General features: G+C 49.6%; 14 protein-coding genes and 3 tRNA genes. All 17 read right to left on the bottom strand.

The window, feature by feature from the left end; translation table 11 throughout:
* Positions 1-85 precede the first annotated feature (85 nt).
* Entirely contained in the window at positions 86-604 is a 519-nt protein-coding gene (gene luxS, locus EOJ37_RS09570) for an S-ribosylhomocysteine lyase (protein WP_127959694.1), read from the bottom strand.
* 260 nt (positions 605-864) lie between these two features.
* A complete protein-coding gene (gene gshA / locus EOJ37_RS09565; protein ID WP_127959710.1) occupies positions 865-2,424 on the bottom strand; it encodes a glutamate--cysteine ligase in 1,560 nt (519 codons plus the stop codon).
* A gap of 153 nt (positions 2,425-2,577) precedes the next feature.
* Positions 2,578-3,000, bottom strand: a complete 423-nt coding sequence (locus EOJ37_RS09560; protein WP_127959693.1) for a YqaA family protein — start codon at positions 2,998-3,000, stop codon at positions 2,578-2,580.
* 79 nt (positions 3,001-3,079) lie between these two features.
* Positions 3,080-3,649, bottom strand: coding sequence for a fructose-1-phosphate/6-phosphogluconate phosphatase (yqaB, locus tag EOJ37_RS09555; protein WP_162473682.1), 570 nt, complete (start codon positions 3,647-3,649; stop codon positions 3,080-3,082).
* 142 nt (positions 3,650-3,791) lie between these two features.
* Positions 3,792-3,868 (bottom strand) — tRNA-Arg (locus tag EOJ37_RS09550).
* A gap of 131 nt (positions 3,869-3,999) precedes the next feature.
* A tRNA-Arg gene (locus EOJ37_RS09545) sits at positions 4,000-4,076 on the bottom strand.
* Positions 4,077-4,079: 3 nt separating this feature from the next.
* Positions 4,080-4,172 (bottom strand) — tRNA-Ser (locus tag EOJ37_RS09540).
* 402 nt (positions 4,173-4,574) lie between these two features.
* Positions 4,575-5,534: an acetyl-CoA carboxylase carboxyl transferase subunit alpha gene (accA, locus tag EOJ37_RS09535; protein WP_127959691.1), complete on the bottom strand. Its 960-nt coding sequence runs from the start codon at positions 5,532-5,534 to the stop codon at positions 4,575-4,577.
* Positions 5,535-5,546: 12 nt separating this feature from the next.
* Positions 5,547-9,035 (bottom strand): DNA polymerase III subunit alpha, encoded by a 3,489-nt coding sequence (gene dnaE / locus EOJ37_RS09530; RefSeq protein ID WP_127959690.1) that lies wholly within the window; start codon positions 9,033-9,035, stop codon positions 5,547-5,549.
* Between the two features lie 28 nt (positions 9,036-9,063).
* Positions 9,064-9,657 (bottom strand): ribonuclease HII, encoded by a 594-nt coding sequence (gene rnhB, locus EOJ37_RS09525; protein ID WP_127959689.1) that lies wholly within the window; start codon positions 9,655-9,657, stop codon positions 9,064-9,066.
* Positions 9,654-10,802: a lipid-A-disaccharide synthase gene (gene lpxB, locus EOJ37_RS09520; RefSeq protein WP_127959688.1), complete on the bottom strand. Its 1,149-nt coding sequence runs from the start codon at positions 10,800-10,802 to the stop codon at positions 9,654-9,656. The genes rnhB and lpxB overlap by 4 nt, the downstream gene beginning before the upstream one ends.
* A gap of 3 nt (positions 10,803-10,805) precedes the next feature.
* Positions 10,806-11,594, bottom strand: coding sequence for an acyl-ACP--UDP-N-acetylglucosamine O-acyltransferase (gene lpxA, locus EOJ37_RS09515; protein ID WP_127959687.1), 789 nt, complete (start codon positions 11,592-11,594; stop codon positions 10,806-10,808).
* Between the two features lie 3 nt (positions 11,595-11,597).
* Positions 11,598-12,053 carry a 3-hydroxyacyl-ACP dehydratase FabZ gene (fabZ, locus tag EOJ37_RS09510; protein WP_155522490.1) on the bottom strand — a complete coding sequence of 152 codons (456 nt, stop codon included), beginning with the start codon at positions 12,051-12,053 and terminating at the stop codon, positions 11,598-11,600.
* A gap of 171 nt (positions 12,054-12,224) precedes the next feature.
* On the bottom strand, positions 12,225-13,247 hold the full coding sequence (lpxD, locus tag EOJ37_RS09505) for a UDP-3-O-(3-hydroxymyristoyl)glucosamine N-acyltransferase (RefSeq protein WP_127959685.1): 1,023 nt from the start codon (positions 13,245-13,247) through the stop codon (positions 12,225-12,227).
* 4 nt (positions 13,248-13,251) lie between these two features.
* Positions 13,252-13,749: a molecular chaperone Skp gene (gene skp, locus EOJ37_RS09500; protein WP_127959684.1), complete on the bottom strand. Its 498-nt coding sequence runs from the start codon at positions 13,747-13,749 to the stop codon at positions 13,252-13,254.
* A 100-nt stretch (positions 13,750-13,849) separates the two neighbouring features.
* Complete coding sequence (bamA, locus tag EOJ37_RS09495; RefSeq protein ID WP_127959683.1) at positions 13,850-16,273, bottom strand: outer membrane protein assembly factor BamA; 2,424 nt, start codon at positions 16,271-16,273, stop codon at positions 13,850-13,852.
* A 35-nt stretch (positions 16,274-16,308) separates the two neighbouring features.
* Positions 16,309-17,664 (bottom strand): sigma E protease regulator RseP, encoded by a 1,356-nt coding sequence (gene rseP, locus EOJ37_RS09490; RefSeq protein WP_127959682.1) that lies wholly within the window; start codon positions 17,662-17,664, stop codon positions 16,309-16,311.
* Positions 17,665-17,686: the final 22 nt, after the last annotated feature.

The raw sequence follows: 17,686 nt of genomic DNA, 5'->3' as shown, positions 1-17,686 counted from the left end.
AGCGCGAAAACCCAGATGCTCTATTACGCACTGGGTGATGAAACATGGCTCCCCAAGGAGCCTTTGCTGATTAATTCTATCGTGCTTATTGCTGCTCTGCTGCTTGTAGTTGCTCGGCAGAGAGTGCCAGCGCTTGATTCTGGTTTATTACCACACCACGCGCCAAAACCGTGTTGGCAATTTCCTGCGCTTCTTCCAGTGAGTGCATGTGGTAAGTGCCACACTGGAATTGGTTCAGTTCTGGAATTTGACGCTGATCTTTTACCGTTAATACATCCTGCATGGCTGCTAGCCAAGCATCAGCGACGCGTTGCTCTGCCGGCGCACCAATCAGGCTCATGTAAAAACCGGTACGGCATCCCATAGGGGAAATATCTATTATTTCAACACCATTGCCATTTAGATGATCACGCATAAAGCCAGCAAACAGGTGCTCTAATGTGTGAATGCCGCGTTCAGACAATAGTTCAAGATTAGGGCGACAAAAACGTAGGTCGAATACCGTGATGGTGTCACCCTTAGGGGTGTGCATGGTTTTGGCTACACGGACAGCAGGGGCTGCCATACGGGTATGGTCTACGGTAAAACTATCCAACAGTGGCATACCATTTCCTCTTTGATGGCTAATATCCAAATTATGCTTACCCCATTTTATCGCTAGCCTGTTTGACCATTAAGGGTAAGGGGAGACTGTTTTTTAATCGACAGTCGATTCTATTATTGCATGGAATGCAGCGTGTTGACGACTTGACGAGTGGCGGCACTCTGCTTTAATTGCCAATCTTCAATCACCGTCGCTGCTAACGATCGCGCAGTTCGGCAGTGCCGTTCTCGGTTGAGATTTTTCGGCAATGCCGTAGTTTGCTACTGGCGACGTTGTGCTAAAAACTGCTCAAAACTTAAGGTATCATTGGCCTCAATATCGCGTTGGCGTTGCCAAGAGGCTTGCTGCTGTTGTTCAAACTGCGCAGTTGACAGGATTTCCAGCGGGTGGTTAATCAACATCGCCCGATACTGCTCAGCCAGTGCTAGCCCTACGCAGCCCAATCCATCGTTCTTCATGGCGTTAAGCAAACGGGCTGAGAATGTCAGTTCAGGATCGTCAAATGCAGCCACCAGTTGTTGGCATACCTGCTGATATTGGGTATTGCCGGCACTGCTGTCGAGTACTTCTGCTACCCGTTTTAGATCGTCAAACAGCGCGTGACCAACTTTATCTAACGGTTCACGCAGATCATCGCAACCTAGACCGATTGTCTGCCCCGGTTTACGTCCCTCTAGAATGACACGGTTCCAGTTTTTGCGTGCACAAAGCAATTCGGCACTGCTCATCTCTGGCGCATCCGCCAGAGTACACCAGATTAAAAACAGATCGAGGAAGCGTACCTGTGTCGCATCAACGCCAACCGGTGAGAATGGGTTGATATCTAACGAGCGCACTTCAATGTATTCAACACCACCCCGCAGTAGCGCGTCGGAGGGGCTTTCACCTTGCTCTGTCACGCGTTTCGGGCGGATTGGGGCATAGAATTCATTCTCGATCTGCAACACATTGGTGTTGAGTTGCAGGTAGTGATCACCCTGTTTTACACCGATGTTGGCATACTCTTCTGACGGCGTGGCTATTGCACGTTTTAACCCTTGCACGTAACCATGCAGATCATTAAAGGTGATGCCGAGGTTGCTCTGTGACTTGTTGGTATAACCGAGATCACTTAACCGCAGTGAGGTGGCGTAGGGTAAATAGTACATACCCTGTGCAGTCTGTTCAAATGGCAGTACGGTTTCACGCCCCTTGAGGAATGAAGAACAGACCGATGGCGAAGCGCCAAACAGGTAAGGGATCACCCAGCCGAAACGGTAGTAATTACGGATCAGGCGGAAATAACCCGCCGAAATTTTTTCTTTGCCACTGTCAGCATCAGTGATCCCTTCTCTTGCCTGCCAGAAGGCCAGCGGCAATGAGAAATTGTAGTGGACACCTGAAATGGTTTGCATCAGGGCGCCATAGCGGTTTTTTAGCCCTTCACGATACAGTGTTTTCATGCGACCAATGTTTGAGTTGCCAAACTGCGCCAGTTCAATCTGCTGTTCTGCCTGGATGAAGCAGGGCATACTGAGTGGCCACATGCGTTCCTCACCAATATTGCGTGATACATGGCGATGGATATCAAGTAAAAATGTCAGCAGATGATCTACGTCATCATCCACTGGTGTAATAAATTCAAGCAGTGCCTCGGCAAAGTCGGTGGTGATCCACGGGTGTGTGAGTGCAGAACCCAGAATCTTAGGGTGTCCGGTAGTAGCCAGCTTACCTTCTGGGGTCACACGTAGCGTTTCACGTTCAATACCACGCCTAATCCCTTTTACTACATCGGGATTGGCTTCCAACCAAGCGAGTGCTTGTGAGACATTCGGGATCAAATTGACCTCCGCAGGAAAAAACATCATGAATTAACAAACCAGCGCTGAGTCCAACAGGATAGCCGCCGTGTTGCCAGTAATCAAAGAGAGCAGGGCAGATCACCACTCAAAGGCTGAGTGTGACAGGTTGTCTCTTGTACTTTTTGGTTAGCGCTAACTACTGATGCCTTGCAAGGTGATCAGTGTTAGTACGATGTAACGTAATGCTTTTCCAACCAACAGGAAAAGCCCTACCAGCGCCAGCGGCATACGTAGCCAGCCTGCCAGCACACATAATAAATCGCCCACTACGGGTAACCAACTAAGCAGTAATACCAGTGGACCAAAACGCTTTGACCAGTTTAAGGCGGTAGTTAACCCAGGTTGTGGTTTTAACGTGGGTAGTAGGCGTCCAATAACCACATTGGTCAAGCCACCCAGTGTATTGCCCAGTGTTGCCGTCAATACCAGCGTGGCCGGTGTCGCACTACCGTTGATCAACAGTATCGCTAACAGAATTTCTGAACTTCCCGGCAACAGTGTTGCGCTAAGAAAGCTGCTGCTAAATAGCGCAGCGATAGCTTGAATGCTATTCACTTTTGACTGTCATGCACTTTTAATGACGACTCTTTTTAACAGCACATAGTTTCAGATAGTAGCTATTTTTAGCCGCTATTCACAGTGTGCGTACATCGACGACGGCCATATTGGCTTGCAGAGCTGCTTGAATACCAAAATCGGCATCTTCAAACACCACACAATGTTCGGGAGCAACAGCAATCAGTTGTGCGCAGCGCAGGAAGGTTTCCGGTGCTGGTTTGTGTTGTTGTACATCGTCAGCAGCAACAATAGCATCAAAATAGTGCAGTAAGCCTAAATGGCTGAGCAGCATATGCGCGATGCTTCGCTCACTGCCGGTACCTACTGCCATTGGACGACGCTGATAATAAGATTTCACGACATCAACCAATGGCAATGGGCGCACACGATCCAGTAGCATTCCTTCCACTAGACGTTTTTTTTCTGCTGCTAGGCGATGGGGATCGAGATCGGCTTGATGGGCATTGATGATTTCTTGCGCGATACGCCAGGTAGGTGCGCCATTTAAGCGCGTCATTAGTTGGGCGTCAAAAGTCATTCCGTAAGAGGTCAGTATTTCACACCACGCATCGCGATGTGTTGCTTCTGTCTCCAGTAGCGTGCCGTCCATGTCGAAAATCAAACCTTGATAGCTATCGTATTTCATCTTTGTATAACTCGTAAATAAAACAGCCACTCTAACGCAAACTAGCCAGGTTGTCGCTGACGCTGCGTGACAGAAAGTGCTGTGTGATGATGTTACGGCAGGCAAGAAAGAGAAAAGCTCGCCTAGGCGAGCTTTTCTGTATTGGCGCATCCAGAAGGATTCGAACCTCCGACCGCTCGGTTCGTAGCCGAGTACTCTATCCAGCTGAGCTATGGATGCATGTTTTTTCTACTTACTGACATCTGACTGTGTTAGGCACTGTGACAGGCCTAATGCAACATTTACAGCTAACGATGTACTGCTATTAATCCGTCATCAGCAATCAAACTAACAGACAACGAATTGTAATATGGCGCATCCAGAAGGATTCGAACCTCCGACCGCTCGGTTCGTAGCCGAGTACTCTATCCAGCTGAGCTATGGATGCAAATGGCGGTGAGGCGGGGATTCGAACCCCGGATGCAGCTTTTGACCGCATACTCCCTTAGCAGGGGAGCGCCTTCAGCCTCTCGGCCACCTCACCTAATTACGCTGTTACTGCGTAGCTTTTAGTGGCTGCAACCAACTCTAACTAAGCTTGAGTTGACTGAGTGACTGTAAGCTCATCAGCACTGCGTGGCGCACATAATACTTTGCTCGACCTATAAGTCAAACAATTTTTCTCGCCTAATGTGCATTTGCACAAATCACAAGCAGCAGGTGGAGTTACGCCGCGCCATTGCGTATTGTGTGCTGCTGCGTATTGTCTGCTGCGGTTTCCGTGCGCTTATTGAGATCAACCGAACTGTGACAATCACGCCAGCAGGGATGACTACTCTAAACAGCACAGGGGGACAATCCCCCCTGCGCTGTGACTGTCACTGTTTACCCATGCAGCAATCGCCGAACAGTCAGCATAGGGTTAAATCAAAAATTCGCCGATAGCTTAGCAATAACCATAGCTCATCAAGCGCTGGTAACGACGTGCCAGTAGCTCTTCGCGGCTCAGGGTATCCAGTTCAGCCAAGTCGGCGAGCAGTTGCGCTTTCAGTGAGGCCGCCATCGTGATTACATCGCGGTGAGCTGAGCCGAGTGGTTCGGGGATCACCGAGTCGATCAGTTGCAACTCTTTCAGCCGTGCCGCCGTAATGCCCATTGCCTCAGCCGCGATCGGGGCTTTGTCGGCACTTTTCCATAGGATCGAGGCACAACCTTCCGGTGAGATCACTGAGTAGGTGCTGTATTGCAGCATGTTAACTTTGTCACCAACGCCAATTGCTAACGCACCACCTGAGCCACCTTCACCAATTACAGTACAGATCACTGGGATATTGAGACGTGACATTTCACGTAGATTGCGCGCGATTGCTTCTGATTGCCCGCGCTCTTCTGCGCCGACACCCGGATAGGCGCCAGGGGTATCGATGAAGGTGATCAGTGGCATATTGAAGCGAGCGGCCATTTCCATTAAGCGTAGCGCCTTGCGGTAACCTTCTGGCGCCGGCATACCGAAGTTACGACGGATTTTCTCTTTAGTTTCACGTCCTTTCTGGTGACCAATGATCATCACCGGCCGACCATCGAGGCGTGCAATACCGCCAACGATCGCTTTGTCGTCGGCGTAGGCGCGATCACCCGCCAACTCTTCAAAGTCGGTGAAGACATGCTCAATATAATCAAGGGTGTAGGGGCGGCGAGGATGGCGTGCTAGTTGGGCAATTTGCCAGGCTCCGAGATCAGAAAAAATCTTCTTAGTCAGTTCAACGCTCTTTTGACGCAGGCGCTGTACTTCCTCATCAAGATTAATATCCAGTTTTTCGTCTTGACGACTGACGGCAGTCAGCGAGTCAATTTTCGCTTCCAGTTCCGCAATCGGCTGTTCAAAGTCAAGAAAATTCAGGCTCATAGGATTCCTGTTTTAGTCAAATTCTAGTTCTACCTGCTCATTACCGATTAAGGTGCGCAAGTCGATCAGTAAGCGGTCGGTTGGCGTGACACGCCAACTTGCACCAAAACGCAATTTGGCCTGTGCATCTTCGCGCTGATAGTAAAGATGCACTGGAATTGTCCCCGCGCGATGCGGTTCTAGGCACTGGCGCAGACGGTTTAAAAGCTGTTCATCAATTTGCCTGTCCGTTAGCGAGATAGCAAGCCCACGGGCATATTTTTCCCGTGCCTCGCTGATATCCATCAGCTCACGGACGTTCATTTTAAGCCCGCCATTGAAATCGTCAAAGCTGACTTGTCCAGTGGCGATAAGAATACGGTCTTTTTCCAGCAAGTGCTGATATTTTTCCAGTGCATCAGTAAAAAGCATGATATCCAGCCGTCCAGAACGGTCATCCAGGCTGCAGATACCAATCCGGTTACCACGTTTGGTGACCATCACTTTGGATGAGATCACCAAGCCAACTGCGGTAGTGACTTTGCCGCGATCTGTCGGCTGCATATCCTTTAAGCGTAGACCACCAGTGTAGCGTTCCACTTCTTTCAGATATTGAGTGATTGGGTGCCCAGTGAGGTAGAGGCCGAGTGTTTCACGTTCGCCATCCAGCACCACTTGTTCGGGCCAGGGGAGTACATTGGCATAAGATTGTTCTACCTGCTCCGGTGCTTCAGCCAGTACGCCAAACATATCAGCCTGGCCGATCGCTTCTGCTTTGGCATGTTGATCCGCCGCTTTTAACGCATCGTTCAGCGCACTCATCAGCGCAGCACGATGTGGCCCCAACCGATCAAAAGCACCCGACATGATCAGTTTTTCCAAGACACGACGATTGAGTTTTTTGACATCAGAACGGGCACAGAGATCAAACAGATCTTTAAAGTAGCGCTGCTCGGCGCTGTTGCGCGCTTCGATGATCGCTTCAATTGGCCCTTCACCGACACCTTTGATGGCACCAATACCATAAACGATTTCGCCGTCGTCATTAACATGAAAATGGTAGAGCCCACTGTTAATATCGGGCGGCAGAATTTTCAGCCCCATGCGCCAGCATTCGTCAACCAGCCCTACCACTTTATCGGTGTTATCCATATCGGCGGTCATCACGGCGGCCATAAATTCGGCTGGGTAGTGTGCTTTTAGCCACAGTGTTTGGTATGAGACCAGGGCATAGGCAGCAGAGTGCGATTTGTTAAAGCCATAACCGGCAAATTTTTCCACCAGATCGAAAATTTTGACCGCCAGTTCACCATCAATACCGCGCGACTTGGCTCCCTCTTCAAAACCTCCACGTTGTTTCGCCATTTCTACCGGATTTTTTTTCCCCATCGCCCGGCGTAGCATGTCAGCACCACCCAGTGTGTAGCCGGCCAGTACTTGGGCGATCTGCATGACCTGTTCTTGGTAGAGGATGATACCGTAAGTAGGTTCTAAGACCGGTTTTAGTGACTCGTGCTGCCACTGGATATCTGGATAGGAGAGCTCTTCCCGCCCGTGTTTGCGGTCAATAAAGTTGTCCACCATACCCGATTGCAGCGGCCCAGGACGAAACAGCGCAACCAGTGCGATCATGTCTTCGAAGCAGTCTGGCTGTAGGCGTTTGATCAGATCTTTCATGCCGCGCGATTCAAGCTGAAACACGGCGGTGGTTTCCGCTTTTTGCAGCATAGCGAAACTTTTTTTATCATTGAGCGGAATGGTGGCGATATCTATCGGTGGCAGGTTACTTTTGGCCCGCCTGGCGTTGATCATTGCCAGTGCCCAATCGATGATAGTGAGTGTGCGCAGACCCAGGAAGTCGAATTTTACCAGCCCAGCATATTCAACATCGTTTTTATCAAACTGAGTCACTGGATGCAGGCCTTCTGCATCGCAGTAAAGTGGTGCGAAGTCAGTAATTTTGGTGGGTGCAATCACCACACCACCAGCATGTTTACCGGCATTGCGGGTAACACCTTCCAGTTTGCGCGCCATGTCGATCAGCGCTTTGACTTCTTCATCCGCTTGATAGATTTCGGGGAGTTGTGGTTCAGCAGCGAACGCTTTTTCCAGTGTCATGCCAGGATCAGGTGGCACCAGTTTTGAGATGCGATCCACAAAACCGTAAGGGTGACCGAGTACCCGACCGACGTCACGGATCACCGCTTTGGCAGCCATAGTACCAAAGGTGATGATCTGTGATACCGCTTCACGACCATACATTTGAGCGACGTGTTCAATCACCAAATCACGTTTCTCCATGCAGAAGTCAATGTCAAAATCCGGCATTGAGATACGTTCTGGATTGAGAAAACGCTCAAACAGCAGATCAAACTCCAGTGGATCGAGATCGGTAATTTTAAGCGCATAAGCCACCAGAGAGCCGGCACCAGAACCACGCCCAGGCCCTACCGGAATGTTGTTATCTTTTGACCACTGGATAAACTCCATCACGATCAGAAAGTAGCCCGGAAAGCCCATTTGGTTGATGACTTGTAGTTCAATATCCAGCCGTTGATCGTACTCAGGGCGGCGCTGACGGCGTTGTTCGGGATCAGGAAACAGAAATTCCAGCCGCTGTTCTAAACCCTGTTTCGACTTGGCGATCAGGAAATCTTCCGTGCTCATCTCCCCGGTTGGAAACTTGGGCAGGAAATATTCGCCAAGCCGCAGTGTGACATTGCAGCGTTTGGCAATTTCTACACTGTTGAGTAGTGCTTCCGGTATATCTGCAAATAGCTGGCACATCTCCTGTTCACTACGCAGATACTGCTGTGCGCTGTAGTGGCGCGGGCGCTTCGGGTCGTCAAGGGTAAAACCGTCATGGATTGCGACACGGATTTCATGTGCTTCAAAATCGTCGCTACTGAGAAAACGGACATCGTTGCTGGCGACGACCGGTAGCCCGCACTCGCTTGCAAGTGTTACTGCAGCATGTAGGTAGTTTTCTTCATCGGCACGACCTGTGCGTGTGAGTTCAAGGTAGTAGTTGTCTGGAAAGTGCTGTTGATAAAAATCGAGACATTCATTAACCATGGCCTGGTTGCCACGCAGTAAAAATTTACCGACATCACCCAAACGCCCACCAGAGAGTAGGATCAGGCCTGCTTTGTGCTCAATTAACCACTCCCGATCAATCATTGGGCCATTTGCACCATAACCACGCTGATAGGCTTTTGAAATCAGCAGGGTGAGGTTTTGGTAACCTTGATTGTTGGCCGCGAGTACGGTCAATAGTGCCAGTTCTTCCCCCAGTTGTTCAGTTCTGACGTGCAGGTCTGCACCGACAATCGGTTTGATCCCTGCATTGTGTGCGGCAGAGTAAAATTTAACCAGCCCACACAGGTTGGTGAAATCAGTGACTGCTAAGGCCGGCATCGCGTGCGCAGCAGCATGTTTTACCAGGGCATCGATCTTGGCTAGGCCATCAATCATAGAGTAGTCACTATGCAGATGGAGATGAATAAAACGAGGATCAGCCATATTCAGATACCGCCATGTAGAGGGTTAGCTACTGTGCAAGCAGGCGCTTGACCGGTGAAAAACTGCGTCGATGATGTGCTGTTGGCCCTAGACTGGCTAATTTTTCCAGGTGGAGGGCCGTTGGATAGCCTTTGTGCTGGCGAAAGCCGTAGTCAGGGAATTGTCGATCCAGTTCGGCCATTTCGCGATCTCGGGTGACTTTAGCCAAAATGGAGGCGGCGCTAATCTCGGCGACTCGACTATCGCCTTTGATAATTGCTTGCGCTGGCATCGGTAATGCTGGGCAACGGTTGCCATCAATCAGTACCAAATCGGGGCGTAGTGATAGGGCGGCAACTGCGCGCTGCATTGCGAGCAGCGTGGCTTGCAGAATATTGAGTTGGTCGATCTCGGCAGCCTCTGCTCGACCGAGACTCCAAGCTAGCGCCTTGGCGGTGATCTCATCGTAGAGCGCATTGCGGCGCTTTTCACTCAGTTTTTTTGAGTCAGCAAGGCCAATAATCGGCTGCTTGGGATCAAGGATCACCGCCGCAGTGACTACCGCGCCGACCAGTGGCCCTCGGCCAACTTCATCGACGCCTGCAATCCATTTTGCGTTGGGGTAGCTAAAGCTCTCGGTCACGATTGAGCTAACTCCAGTACCGCTTGTGCTGCTTGCTGATCGGCACCGAGCCGAATGGTGTGGTGCAGCTCAAGAAAAGTCTGCTTCAACTGTGCGCTGGCGGCAGCGTCCTGCAACAGAGGCTGTAGCGCGTTGGCAAGTCGCTCTGGCTGGCAAGCATCTTGCAGTAATTCCGGCACAATCTCACGTCCAGCAAGTAGATTTGGCAGCGAAACATAACGGGTTTTCACTAGACGTTGTGCAAGAAAGAAGGTGAACGGATGCATTCGGTAGGCGACCACCATTGGGCATTTGGCCAGCATACACTCTAGCGCAGCGGTGCCAGAGGCGAGCAGTGCGGCATTGCTGGCAATCATTGCTTCTCGTGCCTGCCCATCGAGCAGATGCAGTTTTAGCTGTGGCGCGACGGTCGCTTTGATTTGCTCAAACTGTTGTCGGCGTTGGCGATTAACCAATGGCACAACAATTTCCAGCTCAGCATCGAACTGTTTTAGTCTCTGTGCGGTTGCCAGAAAGTCAGCGCTTAGCATTGCAACTTCCGCACTGCGGCTGCCAGGTAACAGAGCCAGGCAGCGCGCATTCGGCGCGATGCCTAATGCTTGGCGCGCTAAGGATTGGTCTGGCTGCAATGGAATGCTGTCGGCCATGGTGTGACCAATAAAGCGGCACGGCACATTGAAGCGGTCATAAAATGCTTTTTCAAACGGCAAAAAGGCCAGTACCAAATTGGTCGCTTTAGCAATTTTATGCACGCGACTCTGTCGCCAGGCCCAAACTGAGGGGCTGACGTAGTGGATAGTTGGGATACCGCGTTGTTTTAGTCGACCTTCTAGGGTGAGGTTAAAGTCTGGGGCATCAATGCCGACAAAGACATCCGGCTTGAGCGCACTGAAACGTTGGGTCAAATCACGCCGGATTTTCAGTAGGCGAGGCAAGCGGCCAAGTACCTCAACTATCCCCATGACGGCGAGTTCTTCCATTTCGTACCAAGCTTCACAACCTTCAGCCTGCATTAATGGTCCAGCAACACCGACAAAGCGCAGTTGCGGATGCGCCGCTTTCAGCGCGCGAATTAAGCGCGCGCCGAGAATATCTCCAGAGGTCTCTCCTGCAACGATGCCGATAGTTAGCTGACGCACTTGCATAACTTAGCGAATAATGCCACGGGTTGAACGTGAGAAGAAGGTAATAAACGGTTTTAGCACTGGGTGCTGTTGGCTGAGTTGTTCGATTTCTGCTCTGGCGTCTTCCAGCGAGTTTTCCTGGCGATAAAGGATTTTATAAGCGTTGCGGATAAGTTGAATATCATCTTTATCAAAGCCACGGCGCTTTAGACCAACATGATTCAGGCCAAATGGCGTTGCATGGTTACCTTGTGCAATGATGAACGGCGGTACATCCTGTGCAACACCTGAACAGCCACCAATCATGGTGTGTGCTCCGATGACGCAGAACTGATGTACTGCTGTCATGCCGCCAATGATGACATGATCGTCTACCTCAACATGACCTGCTAATGCCGCGTTGTTAGCCAAGATGCAGTGATTGCCGACTACGCAGTCGTGCGCGATATGGACATTAACCATCAATAGGTTGCCACTGCCGACTAGGGTGAGCCCAGTGCCTTGGACAGTACCTCGGTGGATGGTGACGCTTTCACGGATGCAGTTACCATCACCAATGACCACACGTGTTGGCTCGCCGGTATACTTCAGATCCTGATTGACCTCACCAATTGAAGCAAACTGGAAAATCTGGTTGTTAGCACCGATTTTGGTGATGCCATTGACCACAACGTGTGATCTCAGCACCGTGCCTGCTCCGATTTCTACTTGTGGACCGACACAACAAAAGGGGCCAATGTGTGCTCCTGCACCGATCACAGCACCTTCTTCCACAATGGCACTTGGGTGGATAAAGGCGGTTTTATCTATCACAGATTATGCCTCCGGGCTGCGGGCACACATCATGGTTGCTTCGCAGACAATTTTGCCATCAACGGTAGCGACGCCTTTAAAACGTGTCAGGCCGCGACGGGTTTTTTCGAAAGTGACTTCCATAATCATCTGATCACCAGGCTCTACCGGACGCTTAAAGCGAGCCTCGTCAATGCCTGCAAAGTAGTATAGTTCTCCAGGTTGCAGTTTTCCGACACTTTTAAATGCCAGGATACCTGTTGCCTGTGCCATTGCTTCCAGGATCAATACGCCCGGAAAGATGGGTTTGCCAGGGAAATGACCTTGGAAAAAGGGTTCATTTACCGTGACGTTCTTTACTGCACGCAGATATTTATGTTCTTCAAAATCGAGTACGCGATCAACGAGCAAAAATGGGTATCGATGAGGAAGATGTTCCAAAATTTCTGCAATATCTAGAGTATGAGTTTCTGTAGTCAAAATACTCTTCCTGTCTCTGAAAAACGGATGGTATCAACAACGCGGCCTGCATTGATCACAACGATCATTCCGCAGGCCGCAAATCAATAATAAATCGTGCTTTTGGCATCACAACCAAGACAACGAGTGTTAGCTCAAGTGTCATTGCAAACAGTTGCAATGATCGAACAATCACTCTTTGCCTATTTTTCGCTCAACTGCTTTTAGGCGTTTGTTCAGTTCATCAATATTCATCACCAGTGCAGCAGTCTTACGCCAAACTTTGTTGGGTTGTAGAGGAATACCTGATGAGTATATCCCAGGCTCGGTAATTGGGCGCATAACCATTCCCATACCTGTAACAACCACTTGATCGGCGATCTCCATATGACCATTGATGACACTGGCACCGCCAATCTGGCAGTGTCGACCTAGCTTTAGGCTACCAGCCATCACTACGCCGCCAGCAATGGCAGTGTGTTCGCCAATGGTAACGTTGTGTGCAATCTGGCACTGGTTGTCAATAATAACACCATTGCCAATAACTGTGTTATCTAACGCGCCGCGATCGATAGTGGTGCAGGCACCAATCTCAACGTCATCACCAATGATCACTGTGCCCAGTTGCGGGATCTTAATCCAACGCCCTGCTTCATTAGCATAGCCGAAGCCATCGGAACCAATGACGCTACCAGACTGGATCAGACAGCGTTGCCCAATTTGAACCCGATGATAAACCGTGACGTTAGCCCACAAACGGGTACCAGCACCAATACGCGCACCTTGACCGACAAAACAACCGGCTCCAATGCTGACACCATCAGCAAGTTCTGCACCTGCTTCAATCACTGCATTAGCACCGACTGCGACGTTGTTGCCTAACGTAGCCTGGTCTGAGATCACGGCACTGGCGGCAATACCTTGAGCGGGCATCGGTGTGCTATCCATCAGTTGTGCCATACGTGCGTAGGTGAGGTAAGGATTTTTCACCACGAGAGCAGCCGCACCACAATATGGCAAATCTGCTGCCGTTAACACCACTGCACTCGCCTGGCAGTTAGCTAGTTGCTCTTTATAGCTGCTATTTGACAAAAAAGTGATTTGCCCAGCTTGTGCCGAGTGCATAGAGGCAATACCGCAGATAATGACATTGCCATCGCCATGCAGTTCAGCATCCAACAGTTGTGCTAACTCCGCCAGTCGAATTGAGCCCATGTGATTATTTAACCTGTTTCAGGACTTCAGCCGTAATATCTTTTGATGTTCCTACGTAGGCGACGGCATTGGCGTCGATCACCACATCATATTTTCCTTTGGTTGCAACAGCTTTGGTTGCATCCTTGATGCGGTTAAGGATCTTGTTACGCTCTTCAGCCTGACGACGGCGGTTATCCTGTTCGAAGACCTGAGCTTTTTGTGCGAACTGTTGACGTTCTGCCAGTAAATCTTTCTCCAGCTTGTTGCGATCAGCCGGTTTCATGTTAGCCGCTTCATTCCGTAGCTTTTCGATACGGGTTTGCAGGCTATTTTCCATTTTCTGCAACTCGGTAGCTCGGCTTTTGAACTCATTTTCCAACTGCTTGCCGACACCTTCACGGGTAGATACTTGCTGGAAAATGCTAGCAACATTAACCACTGCAATTTTATCGGCAGCTTGAGCACTGACCGAAGCAACCATTGCTAAACCGACGCTTGCGGCAAACAACCATTTTTTCACTGTAAAACTCCTCAAGTTATAACTAGGGTGTCAATTGACACACACGAAGTACACAATTTCCCAGACTCATTACATGACATAATGAAAACAGTCCACTGTGTTACCAGGTTCGACCAATGTTGAACTGGAACTGTTCAGATTTATCGCCACTGTAGGTTTTGATCGGTTCAGCATAGGAGAACACCAGTGGGCCAAGAGGTGACATCCACTGCAACGCGATCCCCGCCGAAATACGCACATTACCTATTTTACTGTAATCCGGAATATTGTATTTTCTTGCCTCATCACTGTTCTGCCAATTGGTATCCCAGACCGTACCCGCATCAACAAATAGCGAAGTTCGTACTGAGCTGGCATATTTCTCGTTGATGAACGGTGTTGGGGTGATCAGCTCTAGGCTGGCTACTGCCATTGCGTTGCCACCGATAGCATCGTTGGATCGGCATACTGTCTGTGGTTTATTAGTACGCGGATCTGTCGGGCAACTATAGACATTTGAGTGGTAATAGACGGCTTTCGGACCAATAGTATTCGACTGTAGGCCACGTACACTGCTCGGGCCACCGGCATAGAAGTTTTCATAGAATGGTGCTTCTTTGCCGCCAAAACCGTCTGAATAGCCTAAACGAGTACGAGTCAGTACCACCCAAGTCTTATCTTCATTAAGCGGTACGTATTGCGCGCTGTCGATAGTCAGTTTGTAGTACGAATTGTCTGAGCCAGGGAGTGCCAGTTTTGAGTTCAGTGAGGTGCGGTTTCCTTTGGTTGGGAAAAAACCACGATCCAAATTATTGAACGACCAGCCAAGACTTAACGTGAAATCAGAGGCTTTATAATCGGCACGGGTGAGAATACCAGGGCGCTGATCAACTGACTCCAAGTAACGCCACATAGCGAGCTGTGGTTTCATGTTGGATAGTGAGTTATGAACATAGCCAACCCCTGCACGCAGCGAGCTATTCTCATTGATCGGGAAGCCAAGCGTAGCATCTGCACCATAGCTACTGTTGGTGTAATCGGACAGATCCGCATTGTTAGCATTGAAGTCGTTGTAGAACAGACGACCGCCCAGACTGACACCGTCAACGGTGAAATAGGGGTTGGTGATCGAGAGATCAGCATAAGTCTGGTAGTCATTTTTACTGGCACTGATACCCACCGAGTAACCGGTACCTAACCAGTTTTCCTGTTGCACACCCGCTTGGAAGCTAACACCACTTTCGGTACCGTAACCGACACCAAAGTTCAAGGTTCCCGTGTTTCGCTCTTTCACTTTGTAGACGATATCGACTTGATCGGCACTGCCTTCGACCCGTTGGGTCTCTACCTCGACGGATTCAAAGAAGCCCAAACGATTGAGGCGATCTTTGCCTTGCTCAACTTGGTCATTACCCAACCATGCGGCTTCCATTTGGCGCATTTCACGGCGCAACACCGCATCTTTTGTGGTGGTGTTACCCTCGAAGCGGATACGACGCACGTAAAAACGGCTGCCAGAATCGATGTTGATATGCAACTTGACGGTATTGTCGGTGCTACTGATTTCAGGTTGTGTCTGCACTCGCGCGTAGGAGTAACCGTGGCGACCAAACATCTTCTTGATCTCATTTTCCATCTTGGTCACTTTGGCACCACTGAACAACTGGCCAGGCTCTATCCTGGTCAGTTCGGCCACTTCAGATGCGTGGCCGGCCAAGTTACCATTGATCACTACCTCGGAGAGGGTGTACTGCTCTCCTTCTGTAATATTGATGGTGATGTAGATCCCTTTTTTGTCTGGGGTCAGGCTCACCTGTGTTGAGTCGATGGTGAAGCGAGCATAACCGCGATCCAGGTAGAAACTGCGCAACGTCTCCAGATCACCAGCCAGCTTCTGCTTCTGGTATTTATTATCGGCTGCCACATTCCACCAAGGTGCATCGTCACGCAACTGAAAACGTGACAGCAACTCATCACTGCTGAAGGCGTGATTACCGACAATATTAATTTGTTGGATACGTGCAGAAACCCCCTCAGTGAAGACCAGTTTCAGGTCAACACGGTTTTGAGGCAGTGGCGTCAGTACGGCATTCACTGAGGCGCTATATTTGCCAACGCTGTAGTAGAAGTCTTCAACACCGCGTTCAATACTTGACAGTGTGGTTGGATCGAGTGCTTCACCGACACGAACACCGGATGCTTCCAGGTTCTGTTTCAGCATCTCATCTTTTACCGACTTATTACCGGAGAAACTGATACTGGCAATTGTTGGACGCTCTTTAACCTGCACAATCAGTGTATTGCCGTCGCGCAGCACGCGAACATCCTCGAAGTTGCCGCTAGCAAACAGGGTTCGAATGGTATTACTGATATCATCATCATAGACAGTATCGCCTACACGAACTGGCATACTGAGCAACGCCGCACCAACGGCGACGCGTTGCAGACCTTCGAAATGAATATCTTTCACCACGAATCCGTCAGCACCGTATACGGTGGCGCTGCTGAACAGCAGCGACGCTATGAGTAATTTTTTCATCGCCATCGTTGTAATGCGTTCTTCCTAACTGATCCTCGCTATTACAAGCGAGAAAAATCATTGAAAAGTGCAAGTGTCATCAACAGTATCAGCAATATTGAACCGATACGGTAACTATATTCTTGCACACGCTCAGAAACTGGCCCCCCTTTTAGCTTTTCAATCGCCAAGAAGAGCAGATGCCCACCATCTAATACCGGCAACGGCAACAAGTTGATGATGCCAAGATTGATGCTAATCAATGCAAGGAACATCAAGTAATACGTAAACCCACCACCTGCAGATGCCCCAGCTCCTTGTGCAATCGAGATCGGGCCGCTCAGGTTATTGAGCGTAACATCACCGGTAATTAATTTACCTAACATATTCACCGTAAGGTGCATCAGTTGCCAAGTCTTATCTCCGGCTTGATACAGGGCAGAGAAAGGCCCATATTGCTGAAGAGTTTGATACTCACTTGGCAGCGGCAGCACTTTCGGCATTATACCTGCAAAACCTACCGACTGACCTTTTCCAACCATTTTTGTATCTGGTATTAACGTTAAAGACAAGGGACGTGTGTTCCTTTCAATCTCTAATGTTAATGGCTGTCCAGGGTTATTATGGATTAGTTTGACTAAAGTTTCCCAGCGATCTAACAACTGGTGATTAACTTTAACGATCCTATCCCCTATTTGTAAACCTGCATTTTCTGCTGCTGAGTTAGCTTGTACCTGTGTGAGCACAGGTTCTATTTGCGGTATACGTGGCTGAATGCCTAACGCACGTACAGGATCTTCCTTACTTGGTTCAAAATGCCAATGATGTAGATCCAGCGTTTTGCGCACTTTTTCGTTAGAACCAAACGGGGTGAGTTCTATTTCTGTCTGTTTTTCGCCCAGTCTGCCAATAAGAGCCAAACGTACAGCTTCCCAATCTGGCGTTTCGATACCGGCAACCGATTTTAGTTCCATACCAGCAGAAATTTCTGCGTGCGCCGCGATAGAGTTGGGGGTTATTTCACCAATAACCGGACGAAAACTCGGTACGCCAAGCACAAATACGATCCAGTAGGCGAAAATAGCAAACAGAAAATTAGCCAACGGCCCAGCAGCAATAATCGCCGCACGTTGCCAGATCGCTTTATTGTTGAACGCCTGGTGACGTAAATGTGGTGCAACCGAATCGATGCGTTCATCTACCATTTTGACATATCCGCCGAGAGGCAGCATGGCGATGACAAATTCTGTTCCGTGGCGGTCAGTACGTCGCCATAATGCACGACCAAAACCAACAGAGAAACGTTCAACATGCACACCACAACGTCGGGCGACCCAAAAGTGACCGAACTCATGGACAGTGATTAATATTCCAAGCGCAACAAGAAATGAAGCCAGGTTCCACAGCATGTTGATCATATAATTTATTTACTCCCTAACC

This window comes from Serratia microhaemolytica (genome assembly GCF_004011885.1).
GTDB classification, from domain to species: domain Bacteria; phylum Pseudomonadota; class Gammaproteobacteria; order Enterobacterales; family Enterobacteriaceae; genus Serratia_G; species Serratia_G microhaemolytica.
The sequence above is the reverse complement of the archived record's forward strand: the minus strand, read 5'-3'. Positions and strand labels throughout refer to the sequence as shown.

Bases quoted from the DNA above. Each gene is read 5' to 3' on its own strand.
- luxS (WP_127959694.1), bottom strand. From the start codon at position 604: ATGCCACTGTTGGATAGTTTTACCGTAGACCATACCCGTATGGCAGCC.
- yqaB (WP_162473682.1), bottom strand. From the start codon at position 3,649: ATGAAATACGATAGCTATCAAGGTTTGATTTTCGACATGGACGGCACG.
- accA (WP_127959691.1), bottom strand. From the start codon at position 5,534: ATGAGCCTGAATTTTCTTGACTTTGAACAGCCGATTGCGGAACTGGAA.
- dnaE (WP_127959690.1), bottom strand. From the start codon at position 9,035: ATGGCTGATCCTCGTTTTATTCATCTCCATCTGCATAGTGACTACTCT.
- lpxB (WP_127959688.1), bottom strand. From the start codon at position 10,802: ATGCAAGTGCGTCAGCTAACTATCGGCATCGTTGCAGGAGAGACCTCT.
- lpxD (WP_127959685.1), bottom strand. From the start codon at position 13,247: ATGGGCTCAATTCGACTGGCGGAGTTAGCACAACTGTTGGATGCTGAA.
- bamA (WP_127959683.1), bottom strand. From the start codon at position 16,273: ATGGCGATGAAAAAATTACTCATAGCGTCGCTGCTGTTCAGCAGCGCC.
- rseP (WP_127959682.1), bottom strand. From the start codon at position 17,664: ATGATCAACATGCTGTGGAACCTGGCTTCATTTCTTGTTGCGCTTGGA.